This is a genomic window from Pseudomonas sp. PS01301, from assembly GCF_029960215.1.
Taxonomy (GTDB): domain Bacteria; phylum Pseudomonadota; class Gammaproteobacteria; order Pseudomonadales; family Pseudomonadaceae; genus Aquipseudomonas; species Aquipseudomonas coleopterorum.
In genome coordinates this window covers 1-20,468 of the sequence record NZ_JASCPM010000043.1, presented here as the reverse complement: position 1 = coordinate 20,468, position 20,468 = coordinate 1, and the positions used below count along the sequence as shown (strand labels likewise).

The window sequence follows — 20,468 nt, the reverse complement described above, 5'->3', positions numbered from 1 at the left end:
AGCCACCGATGAAAATCCTTTTCATGTGTACCGCTAATAGCTGTCGGAGCGTGCTTTCTGAGGCGCTGTTCAACCACTTGGCCCCTGAAGGCGTCACAGCAGTGAGCTCCGGCAGCTTTCCGAGCGGACGACTCAATGCACAGGCGGTCAGTACCCTCCAAGCGCTCGGCATTGATACGTCAGTGCTACATAGCAAGGGCTCGGAGAGCTTCCAGGACAATCCGCCTGACGTTGTGATCACCGTCTGTGACAAGGCTGGAGGCGAGCCCTGCCCTGTCTATTTTGGCCCTGCTATCAAGAGTCATTGGGGGTTGTCTGATCCCTCGGATATCGTTGGCAGCGATGAGGAAAAGCAGGCAGCCTTTGATGGTACCGTGGCAACTATCCGGAACCGATTTACGGCCTTCTTTGCTTTGGATTTGGATGCGCTCAGTTCAGCAGAGCTCAAGCATGCGTTGGACAGGATTGGAGCGCTGTAATGATCGAGCCTACATCCGAATATCCGGAAGACTTTCCCAGCCTGGACCTAACCCTGCTCGATGTGCCTACGCCTGAGAAGCTTAGCCAGGGTATGCAGCCCGATCACAAGCCTCGCATCCTGTTGCTTTATGGATCCACCCGTGAGCGCTCGTTCAGTCGGTTGCTGACCCAAGAGGCAGCGCAACTCCTAAACCTCATGGGCGCAGAGACGGCCATCTTCGACCCTTCAGGTCTGCCGTTACCTGATGATGCACCGGTGGAACATCCAAAAGTGCAGGAACTGCGCGACCTGGTGTTGTGGTCCGAGGGTCAGGTGTGGTGTTCGCCGGAACGGCATGGATCGATGTCGGCCGTGTTCAAGGCGCAGATCGATTGGATACCTTTGGCGTTGGGCGCACTGCGACCCTCGCAAGGCAAGACGTTGGCTGTGATGCAGGTATGTGGTGGATCCCAGTCATTCAATACGGTCAATCAACTTCGTATCCTGGGCCGCTGGATGCGTATGGTCACGATCCCGAATCAATCCTCGGTACCCAAAGCCTTCCTTGAGTTTGACGAAGCCGGGCGCATGAAGCCGTCTGCCTACTACGATCGGGTAGTGGACGTTATGGAGGAACTGGTGAAATTCACGTTGTTGGTACGAGGTCGAGAGACTTACCTGGTAGACCGCTATTCGGAACGCAAGGAGGTGAAATGACCCCCAAATGTTGGACAGGGTTGGTTTCAAGCAACGAGCACTGGTCTGAACGGGAACTAGAGAGGTGGCCTATGCGAGATCGCCTCACGCAAGGTATCAAACGATGCTTCGCTAGGACTCACCAACGCAAAGTTGTAGCCCTGTCCTGACCAATAGTCAGCCGTAACATCGCTTTCCCTACGAGATCCGTGGCCAACGTCGCGCTGGCTGTTGGGATGCCGCACATAGAAGATCACTTGGCGCCCTTTCGTATCCCGGTAGAGCACCATCGCGGCGGCGCCGGTGTCCGTGGCCATGAGACGACCACCCACTGGGATCAAGCCGAAGCGCTCCAGGTTAGGGAGGGCGGGCGCCTGCACAAATGTCCTTTCAAGCCAATGCTGAATCGCACCGTCCTGGCCGGTTACATCGACTGGCGGCCGCCCCTCGGCGCTCGCAAATAGTCGATAAGCCTCCACGGCATCCGCCATTGGAACGTGCGCCCGCCGCAGCATCGATTCCCGTGCCTGCCACCCTAAGCCGCTACCCAGGCCTAACGTCAGCACTAGCGAAGCGAGATAAGTCATACGTCTTTTACGTCTGGCGACTATCCGGTGTCGCACGACTGCTGGCATAAGGTGTGTCGGTAAAGGCTCAAGCACGGGAGAAAAAACCAGCCGTAGCCGACGATTCTGCTCGCGGATATCAGCTACCCGTGCGGCATCTTCCGGATGGGTTGCAAGATAGCGCATCACCTCCTCGTGCCGCAGCGCATCCAACTGATTGTCGGCATAAGCCATCAACTCTTCAGGAGTAGGAGGTCGATACATCATTTCAATACTCGCAAAGCGGCGGTAGCCAAAGGACTTTCGTGGATCTGTCTCAAGGCCGCGCGTGCCCGCGCCAAACGAGACATGACGGTTCCCAGTGGAATGCCAAGCGCCTGTGATACATCGCGATAGCTCATGCCTTCCACCGCGACCAACAGCAGCAGGGCACGCTGTTCGTCATTGAGTCTCTCAAGATTCGTCAACGCTTCTTGATCCAGATAGATCGTCTCAGCCGAAGGCTCAACCGGGACCTCTTGGAATCCCAGCCACTCCAACAGACGACCATAGCGGCGCTCACGACGTCGGCCATCAACGAATTGGCGGTACAGGATGGTGAACAGCCAGGCTCGCACATCACCGGCGGGACAGCGCGTGTTCCCATGCGTAAGCGCCCGTTCTAGACAACTCTGGACCAAGTCATCGGCGCTGGCTTCGTGACGAGTAAGCGATCTTGCGAAGCGACGCAGAGACGGTAGTAGCTGAGAAAGCATGGCGTCATCAAGCATGGACATTCCCCTGGTATCGCTGACAGACGCTTGAGCTGACCTTTTATTCCCCACAATTTTTATTTTTGTAGGTATGGAATAACCCAGACCGTACAAACGTCTGCATTGGAAACTCACCAGTCTGCTGGAGCGCCACGTGTTTTCAGTCAAACACCCGTTGTTGGCAGTCACCCTTCTGGTGCTCGTGCTTCCCATTGCCTGGGCCGAACCTGATAGCAGCGCCGCCACGGCGCAGGCCGACAACCGTCAGGCCATGGATCAGATGATGGCCGCGATGCACAAGCCCAGCAGTGGCAACGTAGACCGCGACTTTGTGACCCAGATGACGGCACATCACCAGGGTGCGATCGAAATGGCACGGATCCAATTGCGGTATGGCCATAACGAACGCCTACGCCGTCTGGCCCAAGAGATCATTGTCACCCAACAACAGGAAATCGCCGTCATGCAGCAGGCGCTTTCTGAATTGCCCGCCTCTCCAACTCGGTAATCCTCATGCCTCGATTGTCGCTCACCCCGCTCGCCGCTGTGTTGTTAGTAATCTCCTGCACCGCTTCAGCCGGTCAAGTTCCGCGTGCTGCTGCACAACCGGACATCACGATTAGTTCCCAAGACCGTGTGTATACGGCGGAGCAGTTCTCCAACACGGTATCGGTGATTGATCCCAGCACGGAAAAATTGCTCGGCGTCATCACCCTAGGCGACAGCCAACCCAAGAACTTGAGTCCTTTGTACAAGGGCGAGCTACTGGTGCATGGCTTGGGATTTTCGCCAGATGGGCGAACCTTGGCCGTCGTAGCGATAGGCTCGAACTCCGTGTCCTTCATCGACACCGCCAACAACCAGGTGAAGGGTAAAACCTATCTGGGTCGCGCGCCTCATGAAGCCTTTTTCACCCCTGACGGCAAAGAGCTCTGGGTCACGGTACGGGGCGAGGACTATATCGCCGTGATCGACCCGGTGACTTTCAAAGAGAAGACGCGAATTGGCGTACCGCCAGGCCCCGGCATGCAGATCTTCTCCCCTGATGGCCGCTATGGCTACGTCTGCTCCTCGTTCACTCCGGAAACCGTAGTGGTTTCGGTTGCCGAGCATCGAATTGTTGGCCGCGTCGCTCAGGCGAGTCCCTTCTGCCCCAACATCGCTGCGTCTGCAGATGGCCAACAGGTCTGGCTCACCCTAAAAGATGTCGGTAAGACCCAGGTGTTCGCAGCCAAACCGCCGTTCAGCTTGATTAAGACGCTTGATACTGGCGCGATCACTAATCACGTCAACTTGGTTCGCAATGCCCGCGGAAGCTTCGCCTATGTAACGGTAGGCGGAGAAAATCGAGTCAAGGTCTTCCGAACCGATGATTTCAGCCAAGTCGCCAGCATTCCTGTTGGCGCTTTGCCCCACGGTCTCTGGCCGTCAGGAGATGGCACGCGGTTGTACGTGGGACTAGAGAATGCTGACAGTGTGGCCGTCATCAATACGCTGACCAATAGCGTTGAAACCACTGTACCCGTGGGGCAGGCGCCCCAGGCTTTGGTCTACGTTCCCCGCGCCGCTACCCAGGGCGCTGGGCTGGCAAATCTTAAGCCGTTAGGGAGCGCCGCCAAGAGTATTCAGATCGCCCTGGCTCCGCCGGGTCAACACGAACGTCATACCACTCAGGTGACACTTTTCGACCAGGGCTTGACTCAGGTCCTGCAGGCCTCGGTTACGGGCCTGGTGGCCAAGCAGCCCTATGTACTAGCGTTGGCTCGTCATGCAGACGGTAGCGGCGCTCTTGAGTCTCTCGCCGCTTTTCAAACCAATCCCGCCGGCGCAGCTATCGTGAATGCGGTAGGACCGATACGCCAACTGGTTCAGCAATCCCAGGCGGATGAACAGCGCTACCTCGTCATCGCACCTGGTGCAGCCGATGCGCCAGGTGCTCCCGTGCAAGTGCAAGTGCTCCAATCGAAATACTAATAACCAATAACCATCGAGGTCCAGCATGCTCAGACAAGTGTTGATTGCCACTGCCATTTTCTCCATGACAGGGCTGGCCGTGGCGGCCACGCCCGCCAAGGTTGGCGACACCACCTTGGGTAAGGTGCTTGTGGATGAAAAGGGTATGACGCTTTACACCTTCACCAAGGACAGCGAGGGTAAGTCCGCCTGCAACGGCCCGTGCGCCAAGAACTGGCCGCCGCTGATGGCACCGGCAGGGGCCAAGAGCGGTGACGGCTATACCGTAGTACAGCGTGAGGATGGTAGCCAGCAATGGGCCTATAAGGGGCAGCCACTCTATACCTGGGTAAAGGACAGCAAGCCCGGTGAAACGACCGGTGAAGGTGTCAATCAAGTCTGGCACGTCGCGAAGCCTTGATCGTGGAGCAGTCCCTGCGGACAGCGGGGACTGCTTATCTATTTAGTAGATTACTTTTTATATCATATTCAATTTTTCAGATAATCGAGCCGGGCTAGACTGTTTGCATTCCTCAGCGGAGCTCACCTCATGACATTAAAGGATGCTATAGCCCTGCGCACCGGCGGCAAGCCGCTCAGCCAGCTCAAGCAGCCGCTCGAAGTCGTTCGCCAGTTCACCCCCAACTGGTTTGCGGCAACGATGGGCACCGGTATTTTGGCAATCGCCTTAGCGAGTTTTCCCGCGTCGGTACCCGGCTTGCGTCTGATCGCCGAAGGACTGTGGCTGTTCAACATTTTGCTTTTCGTTCTATTCAGCGGCTTGTATGCCGCTCGCTGGATCTTGTTCTACAACGAAGCCAAGCAAATTTTTGCCCACTCCACCGTATCGATGTTCTTCGGCACCATTCCGATGGGGTTGGCAACAATCATCAACGGAATGCTGATCTTTGGGCTGCCACGATGGGGTGAGGTGGCTGTCACGATTGCCACCGGACTTTGGTGGGTCGATGCGGCCATGGCACTGGTTTGCGGAGTAGCGATTCCGTACCTGATGTTTACTCGTCAGCAGCACAGCATCGATCAAATGACGGCGGTATGGTTGCTACCTGTGGTAGCCGCCGAAGTGGCCGCTGCCAGTGGCGGGCTGTTGGCACCGCACCTAGCCGATGGCGGGCACCAATTCACCGTGCTGGTGACCAGCTATGTGCTTTGGGCCTATTCGGTACCTGTCGCCCTAAGTGTCCTCGTGATCCTGCTATTGCGGATGGCACTGCACAAGCTGCCTCACGAGAACATGGCTGCATCGAGCTGGTTATCGCTTGGCCCCATTGGTACAGGTGCGTTGGGTCTGCTCGTGATGGGCAGCGACGCGCCGGTCATCTTCGCTGCTCACGGTATGGCCGGAATTGGCGCCGTCGCGCAGGGGCTAGGCGTAATTGGCGGGATCCTACTATGGGGACTCGGCTTGTGGTGGATGAGCCTTGCCATACTGATCACGCTGAAGTACGCGCGCCACGGCATCCCTTTCAACCTGGGATGGTGGGGTTTTACTTTTCCACTGGGCGTCTATGCCGTCACGACGCTACGTTTGGGAAGCACGCTTGGGTCAGGTTTCCTTACCGTCTTCGGTGCCTTTTTGGTCGTCGCCTTGACTGCTCTGTGGGCGGTGGTCGCGGGACGCACCCTAGCCGGTGCCTACCGCGGGACGCTGTTCGTCTCGCCTTGCATTGCTCATCTGCAACCACGCAAATGAGGTCGATTAGGTGGCGCCTCGCTGAGCAACGCTACCAAGCTAGGACCATCAGCCCACTCTCTACGACGAGTGAGCTGATGAGTCCGCAAATGGGGCTCAGTGAAAGCCATCCCTTGATGCCGTTGGTTACCGCGGCCGCCTTAACCGATTCAAAGGTGCGTCAGCTCAGGACGAGGATGACTCTGTCTCTTGGGAAGGGCGGTGGCGTCCTACCGTGCCAATCTCGGCAGGCGTCTTGATGTAGAACAGTGCCAAGTCTTCCGATTCGAGGCGTTGAAACAGCATGTCGTGTTGAATTTGAGTCAGCGCCATCGTTACCTGGATGGGCTGATCGGCAAGCTCAAAAAATGAGCGGAGTGGCGTTTTCCATCTTGGCCAAAGCCTTCAGCCGCCACTGACAACGTTGCGCCACTTAGGTGAAGCTCTTTAGCAAGATCCAGAAGCCAATCTCCAATCTGCTGATGTTCATGGCGACGATTTTGTTCGGTATAGAACGTAACGAGATAGTCGTTCATGCTATTGCCTTTAGCGTGGGTGCAGCAGGTTGATGGTCAAGATACCCAGGGCTGTCATGCACAGGGACCCCACGACATGAACGCTGATTGCAGTCAGCGCCATGAGCAGCCTTCCTTGCTGGATTAGCATCAGTGTCTCAGCAGAAAACGTCGAGAAGGTGGTTAAGCCGCCGCAAAATCCGGTGATCAGAAACAGCCGCCATTCAGGCGCAATCCCGGGCCAAGCAGCGAAGATGACGGGCGTACAGTTGCAGCCACTGGTCGACGCGCTGCGCGACGTGGTACTCGGGCAGCAGGTCATTCATGCCGATGAAACACCCGTGCAGATGCTCATGCCGGGAACGAAGAAGACTCACCGTTCCTATGTATGGGCCTATGCCACCAGCCAGTTCTCGGACGCGGCAGCGGTGGTGTACGACTTCAGTCTCAGCCGTGCCGGAGAGCATGCTCGCAATTTTCTGCAAGACTGGAAAGGCAAACTGGTCTGTGATGATTTTGGCGGCTACAAAGCCAGCTTCGAACTTGGCGTGACCGAAATCGGCTGCATGGCCCATGCGCGGCGTAAGTTCTTTGAACTGCACGCCACGAACAAAAGCACGCTGGCTGAGCAGGCCCTGCGTTATATCCAGTTGTTGTACGAAATCGAGAGCGAAGTCCGCGATCTTGAGCCGGATGCGCGACGCCGAATACGGCAAGAAAAAGCCATCCCTGTGATGGAAAAGCTGCATGCCTGGATGATTGCCCAGCGCGATCTTGTGCCCGAGGGCTCAGCCATCAGCAAAGCACTCGATTACAGCCTGAAACGCTGGACAGCGCTGTCGCGCTACCTCGATGACGGAGCTGTACCCATAGACAACAACTGGGCAGAGAACCAGATCCGACCATGGGCTCTTGGGCGTAAGAACTGGCTCTTTGCGGGCTCATTGCGCAGCGGTAAACGTGCGGCTGCAATTATGAGCTTGATCCAGACGGCACGGCTCAATGGACATGATCCGTATGCGTACCTAAAGGACGTGCTCACCCGCCTGCCAACACAGCGGGCGAGTGAGATTACTGAGCTACTTCCGCATAAGTGGGTTCACTCTAACAGTCCAGATTCTCTAGTGAGACATCAGCCTCTTTGGAACGTAGGCAGCTACTGACTTGCGGATTTCTTCCCTAGCCTCATCTGCGCTACCCCATCGCCCCATCTTTACCCACTTACCCGGTTCCAACGCCTTATAGTTTTCGAAGAAGTGCTGGATCTGCGCGAGGAGTAATGCAGGCAGGTCTGAGCACTCCTTAACGTCGCTGTACATAGAGCTGAGTTTTTCATGAGGCACTGCGATCACCTTGGCATCCGCTCCAGCTTCGTCCGTCATGTACATCACACCAACCGGGCGACTACGAATGACAACGCCAGGTGATACCGGGTAAGGACAAATCACTAGGACGTCGAGAGGATCGCCGTCATCGCTCAGTGTATTTGGAATGAACCCGTAGTTGGCCGGGTAGAACATCGGCGTGCTGAGGAAGCGGTCAACGAAGATCTGTCCGCTTGGCTTGTCCACCTCGTACTTGATCGGCGAGTGGTTTGCAGGGATCTCAATAACGGTGAAGAAGTCATCGGGAATCGCTTTACCAGCTGAAATGTCCGTATAGCTCATGTTCATAGCTCCGAAGTTGTAGACGGGGCTGCGCTGGAAGGCGCTTTTCCAAGTGTGCCCATCTCGATTGGCGTTTTTGTGAAAAACACCGAAATTTCCTCACAGTCCAGTCGCTTGAATAATAACTCTGACTCCTCCTCCGTCATTGCCAAGCGAATCTCGGTAGGTTGATCAGCCAGCTCAAAAAAGTGCGATGAGTGAAGTTTTCCAGTGTGTCCAAAACCTTCGATTCCGGTGCATAGCGTGGCACCGCGCAGCCCCATTTCCTTAGCTATGTCGACGATCCATTCGCCGAGCATCTTTCCTTGATAACGACGGTTTTGTTGGGTGAAGAAAACGACCATATAGCCTTTCATTTCAATTTCCTCAGCGAGTACCAATCATTTGGTAGGAAAGTAGTCCGGCAGCGGTCATCGCTAACGAACCTACAACGTGCAATGAAATTGAGCCGAGCGCCCACAGCAATCTTCCTTCTTGGATGAGGGCAACTGTTTCGGCTGAAAAGGTGGAAAAGGTGGTAAGTCCCCCACAAAAGCCCGTGATTATCAGCAAGCGCCATTCTGGACTTAAGGAGGGAGATGCGGCCAAGAGCGCGATGGCTAGGCCAATGATGTATCCCCCGACCATGTTCGCCACTACAGTGCCTGGGGGAATAGTCGGGAACAGAGCGTTGAGCTTCATACCCAAGAGCCAGCGCAACCAGGCACCAAGTGATGCGCCGATGGCGATGACAAAGAGTGATTTCAGCATGACTGCAAATCTCCTCGAAGCTGGTAGGGCCGAGGAGGTGCTGATAACCGCAGATTGCGATAGAGAGTTAATACGGAATTTTGAGTCAATTTCCTGTCCTAGATTCGCGGACAGGGGGCACACCTACGCACCCTGTCCAGGGTTCACGTAGGCATCATCAGCACGGGGCGGTTGTGAGGAGGAATGCCATCTCCTTAGAAGCAACATATCACTCGCGCGATTGTCACGTAAATAGTGCTTCGCAATCGTTGACGCGAGCACGGTTTCCCCTCGACGCCTAGAGACTAGATGAATATTCAAGATACCCGCAGACATCGTCTGTACTCCCAGCCTGCTGGTATTCTGAACAAGTGGGTAGACGCCCGGAGCCTGGGAGCTAGACGACTGCCGTACTTTGATCCGCTGGATGGTGGGGTCGATGCGTCTGTTCTGATATTGCTGGAATCTCCGGCCAGGGATTGCTCGTGGCCACGCTTCTTTTCCCGCGACAACACAGGGCCCTCCCAGCGCAACCTGAAGCGCTTCCTTGAACAGGCGTGCCTCGCGCGTGAGCAGACCATTTTGTGGAATATCTATCCGTGGCTGCCGAAGCTGGACAGTCCTGCCGAAGCGATCACCCGCTCGAAAATCACAGAGGGCGTCACACTGCTGAAAGAGGTAATGGATCTGCTCCCGTGCCTGCGCGTCGTGGTCTTGGCTGGACGCGTGGCTCAAAGAGCGGCACCCGAAATCGAGCATCATCGCCCCGAGGTCAGGCTGTTCGCCATGCCGCACCCAAGCCCGCTTTCGGTGTGTCAGCATCCTGATGTCGCTAAAGACATTGTCGCCACGCTGGCCCGGGCGGCGAACGTGGCGAGTGTCTGATCGTTAGCGACTGGCGCGTTTGGCGTTCAGCGACGCGATACAAGGCGATACAAATAGATTGCCACGGTATGCACCGGCAGCGGTTTTGGTCGCAACCACCAGCCACATGATGGCCAACATCATCACCAGGATAATGCCCAGCACATCAAAAAAGGCCAAGTTCAGCGTCGCGCCGAGCTTCAGCGTGGTCACCGCATATACCCCCAGCGGGAATGTGAAGCCCCACCAGCCAAGATTGAAGGGTATGCCGCCCTTGGCATAACGCGCGGTGATCAACAGCGCCAACAGCATCCACCACAAGCCCAAGCCCCAGAACAGGACACCCGATACTACCCCGATACCCCCGGCCACCACGCCGGCGCCTGACATGCCGTGGGCAGCGAAGATTGCCGGTGCATCGTTACCAATGACCAACATGCCCAGAGCGCCCGTGCCAATTGGCCCCAGCGATAACCAAGACGACGCCGCCATGCTCTCATGGGGCAATTTATGAAGTGCCAGACGCAGTACCAGAATAACCAGTATGCTTAAGGCAACTGGAACCGAGTAGGCCCACAAGACGTAGCTGGTGATCAGCATCGTGAACTGAGCACTGGTATCAGCCAGATGCGGTGCGATGGTACCGCCGCTCGCCGCTGCCACTTCCGCCGCTACCACAGGAAGCAGCCATACAGCAGTCATCTGATCGATGCTGTGCTCCTGCCGGGTAAACATCATGAACGGGATCAGCACCCCACACGCCAGTGCCATGGCGACGTCCAGCCACCAGAGCGCATGGGCCAAGGGGATCACACCGTCTCCCCAGTTCGGCAGGCCGTACTGAACCAAGCCGTTGATGATCGTTGCCAGGCCCATCGGTATCGTGCCGAAAAACATCGAAACCGTGGAATGCCCAAAGATCTGTTTGGCCTCATCGAAGAAGAACACCCAGCGGGCGGCGTACATCAGGGTAAAGACGGTAAACAGCAGGATATTGAACAGCCAAAGCGCCTCCCCAATACCTGTAAGCAGCATACTGTGACCCGGCAACTGCCCCAGGGCCAAGGCCAGAATGCCGGTGCCCATCGTTGCGGCAAACCAGTTAGGCGTGAACTGTCGAATCGCTTCCTTGGGATTGGAAAGCGCCGAGAGCGGCTGGCCGCCCTGCATGACCTTGATAAGGCTGATCTCGCGCATAAAACCTCCGAATGATTGCGATGCGGCAACAGGTTCAGAATAGCGGCATGCATCTATCTGGAAAAACGGATATTTTGAATATGGCATACCTATTTTCAAGGTAAGAAAGTGAAGCTCACACTTCGGCAACTCCACATCTTCCGCGCTATCGCCCAGCTGGGTTCAACCACCCAAGCCAGCGCAACCCTCGCTCTTTCGCAGTCAGCCACCAGCGCAGCACTCCAAGAACTCGAAGGCGCATTGGATATTCGACTCTTCGACCGCGTCGGCAAACGCCTGGTGCTCAACGAAAACGGCCAGGCACTATTGCCCAAGGCTATCCGCCTGCTGGAGGCTGCACTGGAGATCGAGGGTGGTTTTCGGACTGACGTGGTCGCGCGGCTGCGGGTAGGTTGCAGCACGACGATTGGCAACTACATCATGCCGCTGCTGATGCAACACATGGCCGAGCGTGCCGGCGGGACACAGATCGATGTCATCCTGGGCAACAGCGCAGAGATCGCCCGGCAGGCGGCACAATTGTCAATTGACGTTGGCCTGGTCGAGGGGCCGAGCCATCAGCCCACTCTGGCCGTGCAGCCCTGGTGTGAAGACGAGTTGATCATTGTCGCAGCGGCAGATGACCCTCTGGCACACAAGGGGCGGCTTTCGCTTAGTGACCTGCAAGAAGCGCGCTGGCTGGTACGCGAAGAGGGATCGGGTACGGCTGAAGAGGTTCAGCGCTGGCTTTTTCCACACCTGGGTGCCTGGCGCAATGCCCGGCAGATTGGCAGTTCAGAAGCTATCAAGCGGATGGTCTCGGCTGGCGTCAGAATCAGTTGCCTTTCCTATTGGGTGGTTGGAGATCTCATCGCCGAGGGGAGCCTGATCTCGTTGAACCACATGATTCCTGAGCACAAACGGCAGTTGCACGCGATTTATCACAGAGACAAGTTTATCTCCCGCTCTCTTGAAACCTTTTTCAGTGTGATCAAGGATTTCGCGTCGGCCAATGCGAGATGACGGTCAGACCACGCGATGCCCTCATCAAAATGGAAGACGTGTTCACCAGCCGCTTACTAGTAACGGGCAAAGCTACCGTTCGTCGGCAAATAGGCGGATTCCGCCTAATCAGGGTTACTTCTAGGCGGAATCCGCCTATAATGGCTTCGTTGGTGGCATGCAGAGAGCCACTCGACTTCGAGCAGGCTGGTCATGCCTCCACGGAGAACGAGATGAAACTAGCTGCGATAGCGACCATCCGGACGGACTTTCCAGACGCGCATTTTTGGATCGTTCGACGGGGCTCTGCAGATCGATGTGGCGAGCCGGTTCGAGTGTTCAATCCAGAGCACATCGGAATTCGGATTGATCGGATCGACCTGCTGTTACCTGACTACTTGTTTTACGCCCTGGTACACGTACATCAAACAGGGCATTGGAAGCAGTTAGCTACAGGAACATTGAGTCTGGTCAATATCCGTGTTTCAGACGTTCGAAGTATCGAGCTGTCGCCACGGTAAGGAAAGGGGCCGCAAGGCCCCCTACTTTTCAATACCAAGGACCATTCATGAAAATCGACATACCGTTACCATCAATCAGCGAGCAGCAAAAAATTGTGTACAAGGCCGCCACCGAGGCCGGTATCGATCAGCTGCGGGCTAACCTCGATGCGCCATACATCCCTGGTCCCGCAGGTTTCGACGAGAGCCAGTTCCCGCGTGCGCATCTCTTGCGTGAGGATGAAGGGTGGGAGCCGCCGGCACCTGAAATGGTGGAGGCTTTCTTACGGCATTTTCAGACAGTTTTTCCAGATTTCGACACAGATATGAAGCTGGCCAGGCTCTTGGGACTTCGTGGCCAATCAGCTGACAGGCGTATCAGGGAGTACAAAGCAGGAACCTACAAGGTGCCATACGGCGTCTGGAATCGATTCTTGGTCCTCACAGGCCGGGTTCCCCAAGACGTCATTCCGGTTTTAGCTTTCATCGTTTGAGATGCGTAGTGAAAGGATGCCGGGGTACGGCTGCAACCGCCCCCAGCGTGGAACACACCAACCAGGTATGGAATAAATATGTCCCGTCAGGAATGTATCACAAACGTGCACGCCCTTATGGCTGTACCACTTCGAGATCTGGCTCATCCTGATCATCTCCCGTTGCTGCTGGAATTTGCAGGCAACGCTGCCCCAGCCTGTGTAGCTCAAGCCCTTTTGCGTTTCACTGCGGCGCAGTGCTTGGCAGCACTGGCAGCTATCGCCTTGATAGCGTGCGATATCGCGTGCTACTGGGCGTTAGAGTCCTGTTCGATATCGATAGATAGCTTGCGTTATCACATGCTATGCATAGGCTGAGTAATCGCTTAATATCACGGGATAGCGTACGATATCGTACGTGAACCTTAGCGAGGTGCTTGATACGATAACGTTCGATATCATGCGATAGCGTAGTCTAGTTTACGTGGTGAACTGACCATTTTAGCCCCGGTACTTAGTACCAGGTGCAGGAGATCCAGATGCCTACAGTACCTTTCATATGCCCTAAGGGCGGGGTAGGAAAGACAACAACGTGTCTGACGGTCGCGCTACAACTGGCCAAAAATGGCGCAGCTGTAACGATCATCGATGCGGACCCAAATACTCCAATGACCGTCTGGGCACAGGGGGGATTTTGTCCTCCCAATCTGCATATCGTGTCCGGCGTGACTGAGAACAACATCGCAAGCAAGATCCGGGAGGCAGCACAGAAGGACCCTTTCGTTTTTGTGGATCTGGAAGGGACGGCCGCGAAGATCGTCGTCCATGCTCTGCAAGAATCGGATTTTGTGATTGTCCCTATGCGAGGATCTTATCTGGACGCTGTTGAGGCTTCCAAAGCGATGGAACTGATACATGACCAGGAATTGTCAGTAAGACGCCATGCCCCAGGCTATAAGCTACCCTATGCTGTTCTGTTTACTGGAACCCCAGCAGCCTACTCCACCAGGACCACATCGAGTCTGCGCAGTAGCTTGATTGATCAGGGCGTAACAGTGTTCAAATCTGAAATGTGTGAGCGTGATGCTTTCCGAGCTTTATTCACATTCAAGAGGTCTTTGGAAGAAATGGACCCAGCCCAGGTACCCGGTCTGGATACCGCTCTGATGAACGCGGAAGGGGTAGCCGCAGAGGTGCTTTCGATACTGGACAGAGAGCTAACATCATGACTGACACAGATCGCCCCAATCCTTTTGCACAGCTGGGAAGATTCAAGCCGAAAGAATCCGACGTTAACACGGCGATATCGTCCGATATCGATGCGATAGCGAGCGCTAGCAAGTGGCCTTCGCGTGAAGCGTCGGTTGATAAACCGGTCCATGCCAGACGGCCTTTTGGCACATCTGCCGAGCCTCCAAAGGTCCAGTTCAATATTCGAGTCGATGACGCAGATAAAGAACGTTTCTACCGCATAGCAGAGGAAAGAGGCATACAGAAACTAGGTGTGCTGTTTAAACAGTGCTTGGATGCGCTAGAGAAGGCAGATCGCGACTCAGTAGAAAATCAATAGTTGTAATTGTAAAAAGCAAATGGCCTCATTTCTGAGGCCTTTTTTTTGACTATAAATGTACGTAGTTGATTGTTATACGTTTTTATCCATAAGCGATATGACGATCTTGCTCAGCTCTAGATTTTGGATGTATTGAAACTCTAAGAAAGCTGCAGGATGCATTTTGGTGTCGAGCTGGTATGTATCCCAACCTTGATATCCTGTGCCTTGTAACTCTATGCGTGATTTTGAAAACATCGGTTTCCCGAGTGCCACATGCACATCTTTGCAGGTGTATAGGTTATCTAACGGTGCGGGTAAGGCGCCTTGATAAGCCCTTTGACCATTGTTCATTTTGTCGAGGTTTATGTATATCATTTCTAAGACTTCCGTGTCTGCCCAAAATATCAGTTCAAGTCCTGGTGCCAAAGTCAGCTCTAACGTTTCATCTTCTTCATCAGCTTGCAAGAGAGGAAGATCATCAATTATTTCATTAGATATTAGCGCTTCGTAAGGATAACCAAGGTTCCTGATTAGTTTTTCTACATTTTTAAGATTCATGTTTCTCAGGCCTAGAGATCCCGTTGCTGTCATTAGGGGGCTGACAGATACCCAAAGATCCTATTCTAGCCAAGTTTAGCTCAATAAGCTGGCTTAGGTTTACCGGCTCGCAGGGGAGGCCAGTTTGGCGATCTGGATAAGCCTTTCGAGAACCGCCTGATCGTTGATGTTGTAGACCAATTCGACCAGGTCTGTTCGGAGTTCGATGACTTTTTGTCGTTTGATATCAACTGAGCACGGTAGGAAATCCATTGGTGACACATTGAAATGCTCGGCCATTCGCACCAGCTGCTCGCCGTCAGGAGCGTACTCACCGCGCTCATAACGGCCCAGCGTAGTGACCTCGCAATCCAGAACCTCCGCGAGAGCAGCCTGGGTGATCCCCATGGCCTTGCGGTGTGCCTTGATGCGCGATCCGATCAGTTTGCGAATGGCGGAGGACATTTTTCTTCCTGAAAACCTACTAGTTTCAGCCCTTTACGGAGGATTGGAACGGCAAAATTGCATATTGGGTAAAAATGATTGATAATTTTGTTGCGAGTCCATAAAATTGCGAGATGTCATTGTGCCATTGCAATTTTGTTGTCGGTATCTATAATCGGCGCCCCCGGAGAAAGGGGGGCACGGCTCACAAAGGCAAAGCTTGGAAGGATGCGCAGACGGCGCGTTTGTGGCGGCGCGTGCCCATTGATAGGAGTAAACGGATGTTAAGATGGTACCTAATCACCCATAACCTGCACGCCTTCCAGATGGTCACCGCTCGCGCCTCAGCGTTAGGTGTTGAGACCTTTGCCCCCAGCAAGATCAAGGTCACAAGGCGGGCCGACTGTAACGGCGTACGTACCACCCAAACCCAGCTTTTCCCAGGCTACCTGTTCATACGTTTGGACCCCGAACAGGTTCACACATCTGTCATTGCTGAGATCCCTGGTGTTCGCGAATTCGTGAGATTCGGTGGCGATATCTGCACGGTTTCCAACTCCTTGATTGAAACGCTGCGGCAATCCTTGCTTTTGCGTACAGATGAGAAGGTGACTCAGCTTGAGCTTCGCAACGTTTCGGCAGAGGTGTTAGAGAAGCTTCAAGCAATCACCATGATGAAATGTAAGCTTGCACGCCAAACTGCTTTCTTTGACCTATTGAAACAAGACACCGACATTGCCTCTAAGCTAAAGCATTCGCGCATTGTTTCTGTAATCGATCGTCCATACGTGAACGAACTGATTCGCTAAGTCTGTAATTAACCGTAAAACCTAATTAACACGCTATGGGTATCCGCCATGGCGTGATTTCGCTTGTCAGGAGATTCTATGTTGGCCAGTAAAGGGTCGCGACCCAAAATCGGAAGTCAGACTGACACCAAGACCATGTATATCGGATCTGAGCGTTTCAAATCGCTTTCGGACGCTGCTATCAAGGTGAGCTTCAAAGGTGGCAAGCAGGTTACTGCATCTCAAATGGGCCAGTATGTGTTGGACAATTTTCTTGCGGACGCCAGTGAAAAACTCTTAAAGGAAATTATTGAAACATAGGTGGCCATATGGCAATTATGCTAGCAAATACCTTTCTAGCTCTTGCTCTCCAATGCGCTCCCTCGATACACCCCGCCACGCTTACCCCGATCGTTAAAACCGAATCCTCCTTCAACCCCTACGCAATCGGTGTGGTAGGCAAGGCTTTGCCGCGTCAACCGCAAAGTCGGGATGAAGCAGTTACGGCGGTCAAAAAGCTGGTGGAGGAGGGTGCCAATTTCAGCATTGGGCTGGGCCAGATCAACCGGCAACATTTCGACGTCAGCAAACCCGAGCTGGTGTTCGATCCCTGTACCAACCTGCGTATGACCGCCAAATTGCTGGAGGGCTGCTACGCCAATGCGAAGCAGGGCAATGGCTCCCAGCAGGACGCTCTGCACAAAACCATCTCCTGCTACTACAGCGGCAATACCAAGCGCGGATTCAAGACTGAGCCCCAGTTTGGCGGCACCAGTCATGTGCAGCGCGTACTTGCCAATGCGAACAGTACAGAGATCAAAGTGCCCGCCCTGAATCCTTCCATCGCTGCAGATTCACCTGGTGCGCCCGCGCCTGCGGCAGATGCACTGATCCCCAGCTACGAAAGCTGGGACGTGCTACGTCAATACCCGCGTTTCATAACGCCATCACCCAAAAAATCCGCACCTGTCTCCAAGCAGCAGGATGCTTCCATTGATGATACGGAGAGTCTTGATGACCAATAAAAACTTGCAGCGCTTTGCACTGATCGCGCTGTGCTGCATGCCCGCTGTAGCCATGGCCGACTGGCAGTCTACGTTGCAGACCTATGGGACAAATATTCGCCTGGCCCTCTATGGACTGGGCGGCACGTTGGGCCTGGCCTGCCTCATGTGGTCTGGTATCCAATGGCAGATTGCGCGCTCCACCGGCGATCGCTCGCATACCTTCATGGACTACTTGCAACAGGTTGGTGTGCTGGTTGTTGTTGGCGGCACCATGGTGTTGGGTGCAGCAGCCTGGCAAGTGTTTGGATCAGGTGCCCCCCAGTGATGAGTTGCTTCAAAGGAGCTTGCCATGGCTACCAGTAAGGCGCTCAAGCAACTGGTCTTCGAAAGCTACAACGGTATGAATCGGCCCGCGATGTACTGGGGCATTCCGATTATGCCAATGGTCGTCTTGTTCATGGGCGGGCTCATTCTGGGTATTGGTGGCACCGCCCTGCTTTCCTGGGTTTGGGGGTTGGTGTTCGTAGCTCCTTTCCTGATCACGCTTCTGGCTTTGCGCTTCTTGTGTGCAATGGATGGCCAGTATCTGCGACGTGTGCGTTTTGCTCGGCGGCGGATCGCCCTGAATCTCAAGTACGGCAAGCAGCTGCTGCTTACCCCTTCGAACCCAAATTGGAGCCGTTTTTATGGCCACCGTTTCTCACAACAACGTTATGCCAGTCGAGGAGAGGATTCCTCTTCTGAGATACCCCGTTGACGAGCACATCTACACCCTTGAAGGCGACCGTGTCGTTAGCGTGATTCGCCTCAAAGGCATCTCGCACGAAACCCGCGATGATGACGAACTGATTGACTTCTTCCACCAGCTAAACCGCTATTTCGTTGCACTGGGCAAGAAAGAAGGGAAGAACCTGATGATCCAAACCTGGATCACCAAGACCCGCATCGAGCTCAACACCGAATACGCTATGCCCTTGCCTGCCTTGCAGGATTTCGTTGATGCCTACACCGCGCCTTTCCGCGATGGCACCTTTCTCCAGGTGGGGTACAGCCTGGCGTTGATCCTCAAATATCGCGACCTGGACGAAGGCATCAGACGCATGCGCGAGCTGTTAACCATCTCCAAGACCATGCTCAACCGCTACGATCCGGCGTTCCTGGCACTGGAAGAAAACGAGCATGGTGCTTTGTACTCGCAGATCGGTCGCTTCTTTAGCCTGCTGATCAACGGCCATGATCAGGATGTCCTGGTCAGCGATACCCGCTTGGGTGACGCCATGATCGACAGCGTCACCAGCTTTGATCAATACGACTTCATCGAGAATCGACCTAACCGAGGTGGTCAGCGTTTTGCGACCACCTACGATTTGCGTGATTACCCAGGTGGTGGTTCCTATCCTGGGATGTGGGATGAAGCCATTGAGCAGCAGTTTGAGTTCACGTTGGTTCAGTCCTTTCTGTTTGAGGATCGCAACCAAGCCAAGATCAGCTTTAAGAAGCACGTTTCTGACCTTGGTTCGGTGGAGGGTGACTCTAAGCAGACCCAGGAGCTGGAAAAAGCCATCCAAGACATCACCATGGGTGAGAAGGCGTTTGGTCGCTACCACGCCTCGCTTTTGGTCTGGGGCAAGACGCCGGATGAGGCCATCGACAACGGCGCCAAGATGGAATCGGTATTTACGGTGCATGACGCAACGTTCGTACGCTCCACCATGAGCAACATCGACACCTGTGCGACGCAGTTCCCTGGCGTCACCGAAGCCATGTATCCGATGATCAAGTCTACTGAGAATCTGGCATGTTCCTTTTCGTTGCATGCCGGGGATGTAAGCCGGAACCCCAGAAATTTCCGTCACCCTAGTTGGGTGGGCTCAACACTCGTGTCACCAGCTACCTTCTGGAGAATCGAGCTCGGCCATCCCTCCCTGGACGGGCATCGCTCGACGATGTTCAACGGCTCCCTCACGGGGCCGTCGTTTTGTGGGGGCTATTCCATCCACAAGTCGTCGAGGTTCTTGAAGTTCCAGAGCGTCGGGTCTTCGGGGCCAGTGATACTGTCCTTGCAACTCGTGGCCGCCAGGTCGATGGTCTGCATCGGGATCGGCTCTCTCGAGCGTAGCGAGAAGAACACGCGAACCTTGGGAGTCAGCAGTGATTCCATTCCCGGCTCAACGACAACGGCCAGACGCTGAGAGGACAGGCGAACCAAGGAGCCGACGGGGTAGATGCCCACGGCCTTGACGAAGGCGTGGAAGATGCGTTTGTCGAAATGGCCCTCCCACTTGGCCATCTGCCGCATCGCCGCGGACGGGTCCCACGGCTTTTTGTAGGCTCGCTCCGACGTCACGGCATCATAGACGTCGCAGATTGCGCCCATGCGGGCCAGGAGTGAAATGGCGTCACCGGCCAAGCGATCCGGGTAGCCGGTTCCGTCGATCTTCTCGTGATGGTGCAGGGCAATGTCCACCACCCCGGGCTCGGCCCCGCCTGCGCGCAGCATCTTTGCGCCCTCCACAGGGTGGCGCTTCATGATGGCGAACTCGGCATCGGTGAGCTTGCCTGGTTTGTTAAGCACTTCCAGCGGCATCGCGGCCTTGCCTAGGTCGTGCATCAGTCCGCCGATGCCAGCCAGGCGCGTTTGCTCCTCGTCTAGATCGAGATGCCGGGCCAGCGATAGCATCAGGGCGCAGACGGCAACCGAGTGCAGGTAGGTGTAATCGTCGTGCGTTTTGATGCGTGCGACGCTGATGAGGGCATGAGGTTGGCGCAGCACCGAGGCAGCGATTTCTCCGACCAGCGGCAACGTCGTGCTTGGGTCGACGGCCTTGCCAAGCCGGGCTTCCTGGAACATGTCCATGACTTGGGACTTGGCCGCAAGACAGAGTTTCCGTGCATAACACATTTCGCTCTCCATTGAGGTTGCGCCGTCACTTTTCTTGCTTAGTGGACTAGACGGCAGAGATTGCTCCTCCGACAATTCTCTGGGCTCTGGGCTCTGGGCTCTGGGCTCTGGGCTCTGGGCTCTGGGCTCTCTGGGCTCTCTGGGCTCTCTGGGTCGACTTGGCTTTTGGGCAAGTCGGGCCCGGCCGCCCCG

The 20,468-nt window shown here is 55.1% G+C and carries 25 protein-coding genes, 4 pseudogenes and 1 riboswitch; of the genes and pseudogenes, 18 read left to right on the top strand and 11 right to left on the bottom strand.

What is annotated here, in order from left to right; translation table 11 throughout:
- Positions 1 to 8: 8 nt before the first annotated feature.
- Both QMX89_RS18695 and arsH read left to right on the top strand, forming a co-directional pair.
- On the top strand, positions 9 to 479 hold the full coding sequence (locus tag QMX89_RS18695; RefSeq protein ID WP_109514202.1) for an arsenate reductase ArsC: 471 nt from the start codon (positions 9 to 11) through the stop codon (positions 477 to 479).
- Positions 479 to 1,177 carry an arsenical resistance protein ArsH gene (arsH, locus tag QMX89_RS18690; protein ID WP_109514203.1) on the top strand — a complete coding sequence of 233 codons (699 nt, stop codon included), beginning with the start codon at positions 479 to 481 and terminating at the stop codon, positions 1,175 to 1,177. Before QMX89_RS18695 ends, arsH begins: the two co-directional genes overlap by 1 nt.
- 56 nt (positions 1,178 to 1,233) lie before the next feature.
- Here the strand turns inward: arsH and QMX89_RS18685 are convergent, their stop codons facing one another.
- Together QMX89_RS18685 and QMX89_RS18680 are read right to left on the bottom strand one after the other, a co-directional pair.
- Positions 1,234 to 1,956, bottom strand: coding sequence for an anti-sigma factor (locus QMX89_RS18685; protein ID WP_282349344.1), 723 nt, complete (start codon positions 1,954 to 1,956; stop codon positions 1,234 to 1,236).
- A 29-nt stretch (positions 1,957 to 1,985) separates the two neighbouring features.
- Entirely contained in the window at positions 1,986 to 2,498 is a 513-nt protein-coding gene (locus tag QMX89_RS18680; RefSeq protein ID WP_027597937.1) for an RNA polymerase sigma factor, read from the bottom strand.
- A gap of 130 nt (positions 2,499 to 2,628) precedes the next feature.
- Here QMX89_RS18680 and QMX89_RS18675 point away from each other — a divergent pair, with 130 nt between their 5' ends.
- The 4 genes from QMX89_RS18675 to QMX89_RS18660 all read left to right on the top strand — a co-directional run bounded on the left by QMX89_RS18675 (position 2,629) and on the right by QMX89_RS18660 (position 6,141).
- Entirely contained in the window at positions 2,629 to 2,982 is a 354-nt protein-coding gene (locus tag QMX89_RS18675) for a DUF305 domain-containing protein (protein WP_051398701.1), read from the top strand.
- Between the two features lie 5 nt (positions 2,983 to 2,987).
- Positions 2,988 to 4,448, top strand: a complete 1,461-nt coding sequence (locus tag QMX89_RS18670; protein ID WP_037007585.1) for a YncE family protein — start codon at positions 2,988 to 2,990, stop codon at positions 4,446 to 4,448.
- A 25-nt stretch (positions 4,449 to 4,473) separates the two neighbouring features.
- Positions 4,474 to 4,848, top strand: coding sequence for a hypothetical protein (locus tag QMX89_RS18665; RefSeq protein WP_027597935.1), 375 nt, complete (start codon positions 4,474 to 4,476; stop codon positions 4,846 to 4,848).
- Positions 4,849 to 4,977: 129 nt separating this feature from the next.
- Complete coding sequence (locus QMX89_RS18660; protein WP_027597934.1) at positions 4,978 to 6,141, top strand: TDT family transporter; 1,164 nt, start codon at positions 4,978 to 4,980, stop codon at positions 6,139 to 6,141.
- A gap of 165 nt (positions 6,142 to 6,306) precedes the next feature.
- Here the strand turns inward: QMX89_RS18660 and QMX89_RS18655 are convergent.
- Together QMX89_RS18655 and QMX89_RS18650 are read right to left on the bottom strand one after the other, a co-directional pair.
- Positions 6,307 to 6,656, bottom strand: a pseudogene (locus QMX89_RS18655) (DUF190 domain-containing protein).
- 10 nt (positions 6,657 to 6,666) lie between these two features.
- A pseudogene (locus QMX89_RS18650) lies at positions 6,667 to 6,888 on the bottom strand (CrcB family protein); the annotation flags it as partial.
- Between the two features lie 4 nt (positions 6,889 to 6,892).
- Here QMX89_RS18650 and QMX89_RS18645 point away from each other — a divergent pair.
- A pseudogene (locus QMX89_RS18645) lies at positions 6,893 to 7,798 on the top strand (IS66 family transposase); the annotation flags it as partial.
- Here the strand turns inward: QMX89_RS18645 and ppa are convergent.
- The 3 genes from ppa to crcB are packed head-to-tail and all read right to left on the bottom strand — an operon-like array spanning position 7,757 to position 9,052.
- Complete coding sequence (gene ppa / locus QMX89_RS18640; protein ID WP_028697115.1) at positions 7,757 to 8,302, bottom strand: inorganic diphosphatase; 546 nt, start codon at positions 8,300 to 8,302, stop codon at positions 7,757 to 7,759. The pseudogene QMX89_RS18645 and the gene ppa sit on opposite strands and share 42 nt — an antisense overlap.
- Positions 8,303 to 8,304: 2 nt before the next feature.
- Positions 8,305 to 8,658, bottom strand: a complete 354-nt coding sequence (locus QMX89_RS18635) for a DUF190 domain-containing protein (RefSeq protein WP_028697116.1) — start codon at positions 8,656 to 8,658, stop codon at positions 8,305 to 8,307.
- 10 nt (positions 8,659 to 8,668) lie between these two features.
- Positions 8,669 to 9,052, bottom strand: coding sequence for a fluoride efflux transporter CrcB (gene crcB / locus QMX89_RS18630; RefSeq protein ID WP_028697117.1), 384 nt, complete (start codon positions 9,050 to 9,052; stop codon positions 8,669 to 8,671).
- Between the two features lie 141 nt (positions 9,053 to 9,193).
- A riboswitch (Fluoride riboswitch) is annotated at positions 9,194 to 9,255 on the bottom strand.
- An 85-nt stretch (positions 9,256 to 9,340) separates the two neighbouring features.
- Here crcB and QMX89_RS18625 point away from each other — a divergent pair.
- The gene (locus tag QMX89_RS18625; protein ID WP_282349340.1) at positions 9,341 to 9,916 is read left to right on the top strand and encodes a uracil-DNA glycosylase; all 576 of its coding nucleotides are present in this window, start codon (positions 9,341 to 9,343) and stop codon (positions 9,914 to 9,916) included.
- Positions 9,917 to 9,919: 3 nt separating this feature from the next.
- Here QMX89_RS18625 and QMX89_RS18620 read toward each other — a convergent pair whose 3' ends face one another.
- Positions 9,920 to 11,092: a TDT family transporter gene (locus QMX89_RS18620; protein ID WP_028697119.1), complete on the bottom strand. Its 1,173-nt coding sequence runs from the start codon at positions 11,090 to 11,092 to the stop codon at positions 9,920 to 9,922.
- A 108-nt stretch (positions 11,093 to 11,200) separates the two neighbouring features.
- Here QMX89_RS18620 and QMX89_RS18615 point away from each other — a divergent pair, with 108 nt between their 5' ends.
- The 4 genes from QMX89_RS18615 to QMX89_RS18600 all read left to right on the top strand — a co-directional run bounded on the left by QMX89_RS18615 (position 11,201) and on the right by QMX89_RS18600 (position 14,616).
- Entirely contained in the window at positions 11,201 to 12,094 is an 894-nt protein-coding gene (locus QMX89_RS18615) for a LysR family transcriptional regulator (RefSeq protein WP_282349339.1), read from the top strand.
- A gap of 547 nt (positions 12,095 to 12,641) precedes the next feature.
- Positions 12,642 to 13,067, top strand: a complete 426-nt coding sequence (locus QMX89_RS18610) for a hypothetical protein (protein ID WP_282349338.1) — start codon at positions 12,642 to 12,644, stop codon at positions 13,065 to 13,067.
- Positions 13,068 to 13,585: 518 nt separating this feature from the next.
- Positions 13,586 to 14,275, top strand: a complete 690-nt coding sequence (locus tag QMX89_RS18605) for a ParA family protein (RefSeq protein WP_282349337.1) — start codon at positions 13,586 to 13,588, stop codon at positions 14,273 to 14,275.
- Positions 14,272 to 14,616 (top strand): stability/partitioning determinant, encoded by a 345-nt coding sequence (locus QMX89_RS18600; RefSeq protein ID WP_282349336.1) that lies wholly within the window; start codon positions 14,272 to 14,274, stop codon positions 14,614 to 14,616. The genes QMX89_RS18605 and QMX89_RS18600 overlap by 4 nt, the downstream gene beginning before the upstream one ends.
- A gap of 72 nt (positions 14,617 to 14,688) precedes the next feature.
- Here the strand turns inward: QMX89_RS18600 and QMX89_RS18595 are convergent, their stop codons facing one another.
- Both QMX89_RS18595 and QMX89_RS18590 read right to left on the bottom strand, forming a co-directional pair.
- Positions 14,689 to 15,156: a DUF6392 family protein gene (locus QMX89_RS18595; RefSeq protein ID WP_282349335.1), complete on the bottom strand. Its 468-nt coding sequence runs from the start codon at positions 15,154 to 15,156 to the stop codon at positions 14,689 to 14,691.
- Positions 15,157 to 15,255: 99 nt separating this feature from the next.
- Positions 15,256 to 15,600 carry a helix-turn-helix transcriptional regulator gene (locus QMX89_RS18590; RefSeq protein ID WP_282349333.1) on the bottom strand — a complete coding sequence of 115 codons (345 nt, stop codon included), beginning with the start codon at positions 15,598 to 15,600 and terminating at the stop codon, positions 15,256 to 15,258.
- 260 nt (positions 15,601 to 15,860) lie between these two features.
- Here QMX89_RS18590 and QMX89_RS18585 point away from each other — a divergent pair, with 260 nt between their 5' ends.
- From QMX89_RS18585 to QMX89_RS18560, 6 genes and pseudogenes are all read left to right on the top strand, one after another.
- Positions 15,861 to 16,388 carry a transcription termination/antitermination NusG family protein gene (locus QMX89_RS18585; protein WP_282349332.1) on the top strand — a complete coding sequence of 176 codons (528 nt, stop codon included), beginning with the start codon at positions 15,861 to 15,863 and terminating at the stop codon, positions 16,386 to 16,388.
- Between the two features lie 78 nt (positions 16,389 to 16,466).
- Positions 16,467 to 16,688 (top strand): hypothetical protein, encoded by a 222-nt coding sequence (locus tag QMX89_RS18580; RefSeq protein WP_282349331.1) that lies wholly within the window; start codon positions 16,467 to 16,469, stop codon positions 16,686 to 16,688.
- 14 nt (positions 16,689 to 16,702) lie between these two features.
- Positions 16,703 to 17,392 (top strand): lytic transglycosylase domain-containing protein, encoded by a 690-nt coding sequence (locus tag QMX89_RS18575; protein WP_282349369.1) that lies wholly within the window; start codon positions 16,703 to 16,705, stop codon positions 17,390 to 17,392.
- Positions 17,382 to 17,699: a conjugal transfer protein gene (locus QMX89_RS18570; RefSeq protein WP_282349330.1), complete on the top strand. Its 318-nt coding sequence runs from the start codon at positions 17,382 to 17,384 to the stop codon at positions 17,697 to 17,699. Before QMX89_RS18575 ends, QMX89_RS18570 begins: the two co-directional genes overlap by 11 nt.
- Before the next feature lie 24 nt (positions 17,700 to 17,723).
- Positions 17,724 to 18,131 (top strand): VirB3 family type IV secretion system protein, encoded by a 408-nt coding sequence (locus QMX89_RS18565; RefSeq protein ID WP_282349329.1) that lies wholly within the window; start codon positions 17,724 to 17,726, stop codon positions 18,129 to 18,131.
- Positions 18,061 to 19,194, top strand: a pseudogene (locus QMX89_RS18560) (conjugal transfer protein); the annotation flags it as partial. The gene QMX89_RS18565 and the pseudogene QMX89_RS18560, both read left to right, overlap by 71 nt.
- Before the next feature lie 167 nt (positions 19,195 to 19,361).
- Here the strand turns inward: QMX89_RS18560 and QMX89_RS18555 are convergent.
- Positions 19,362 to 20,231, bottom strand: coding sequence for an HD-GYP domain-containing protein (locus tag QMX89_RS18555; protein ID WP_223198360.1), 870 nt, complete (start codon positions 20,229 to 20,231; stop codon positions 19,362 to 19,364).
- Between the last annotated feature and the right edge of the window lie 237 nt (positions 20,232 to 20,468).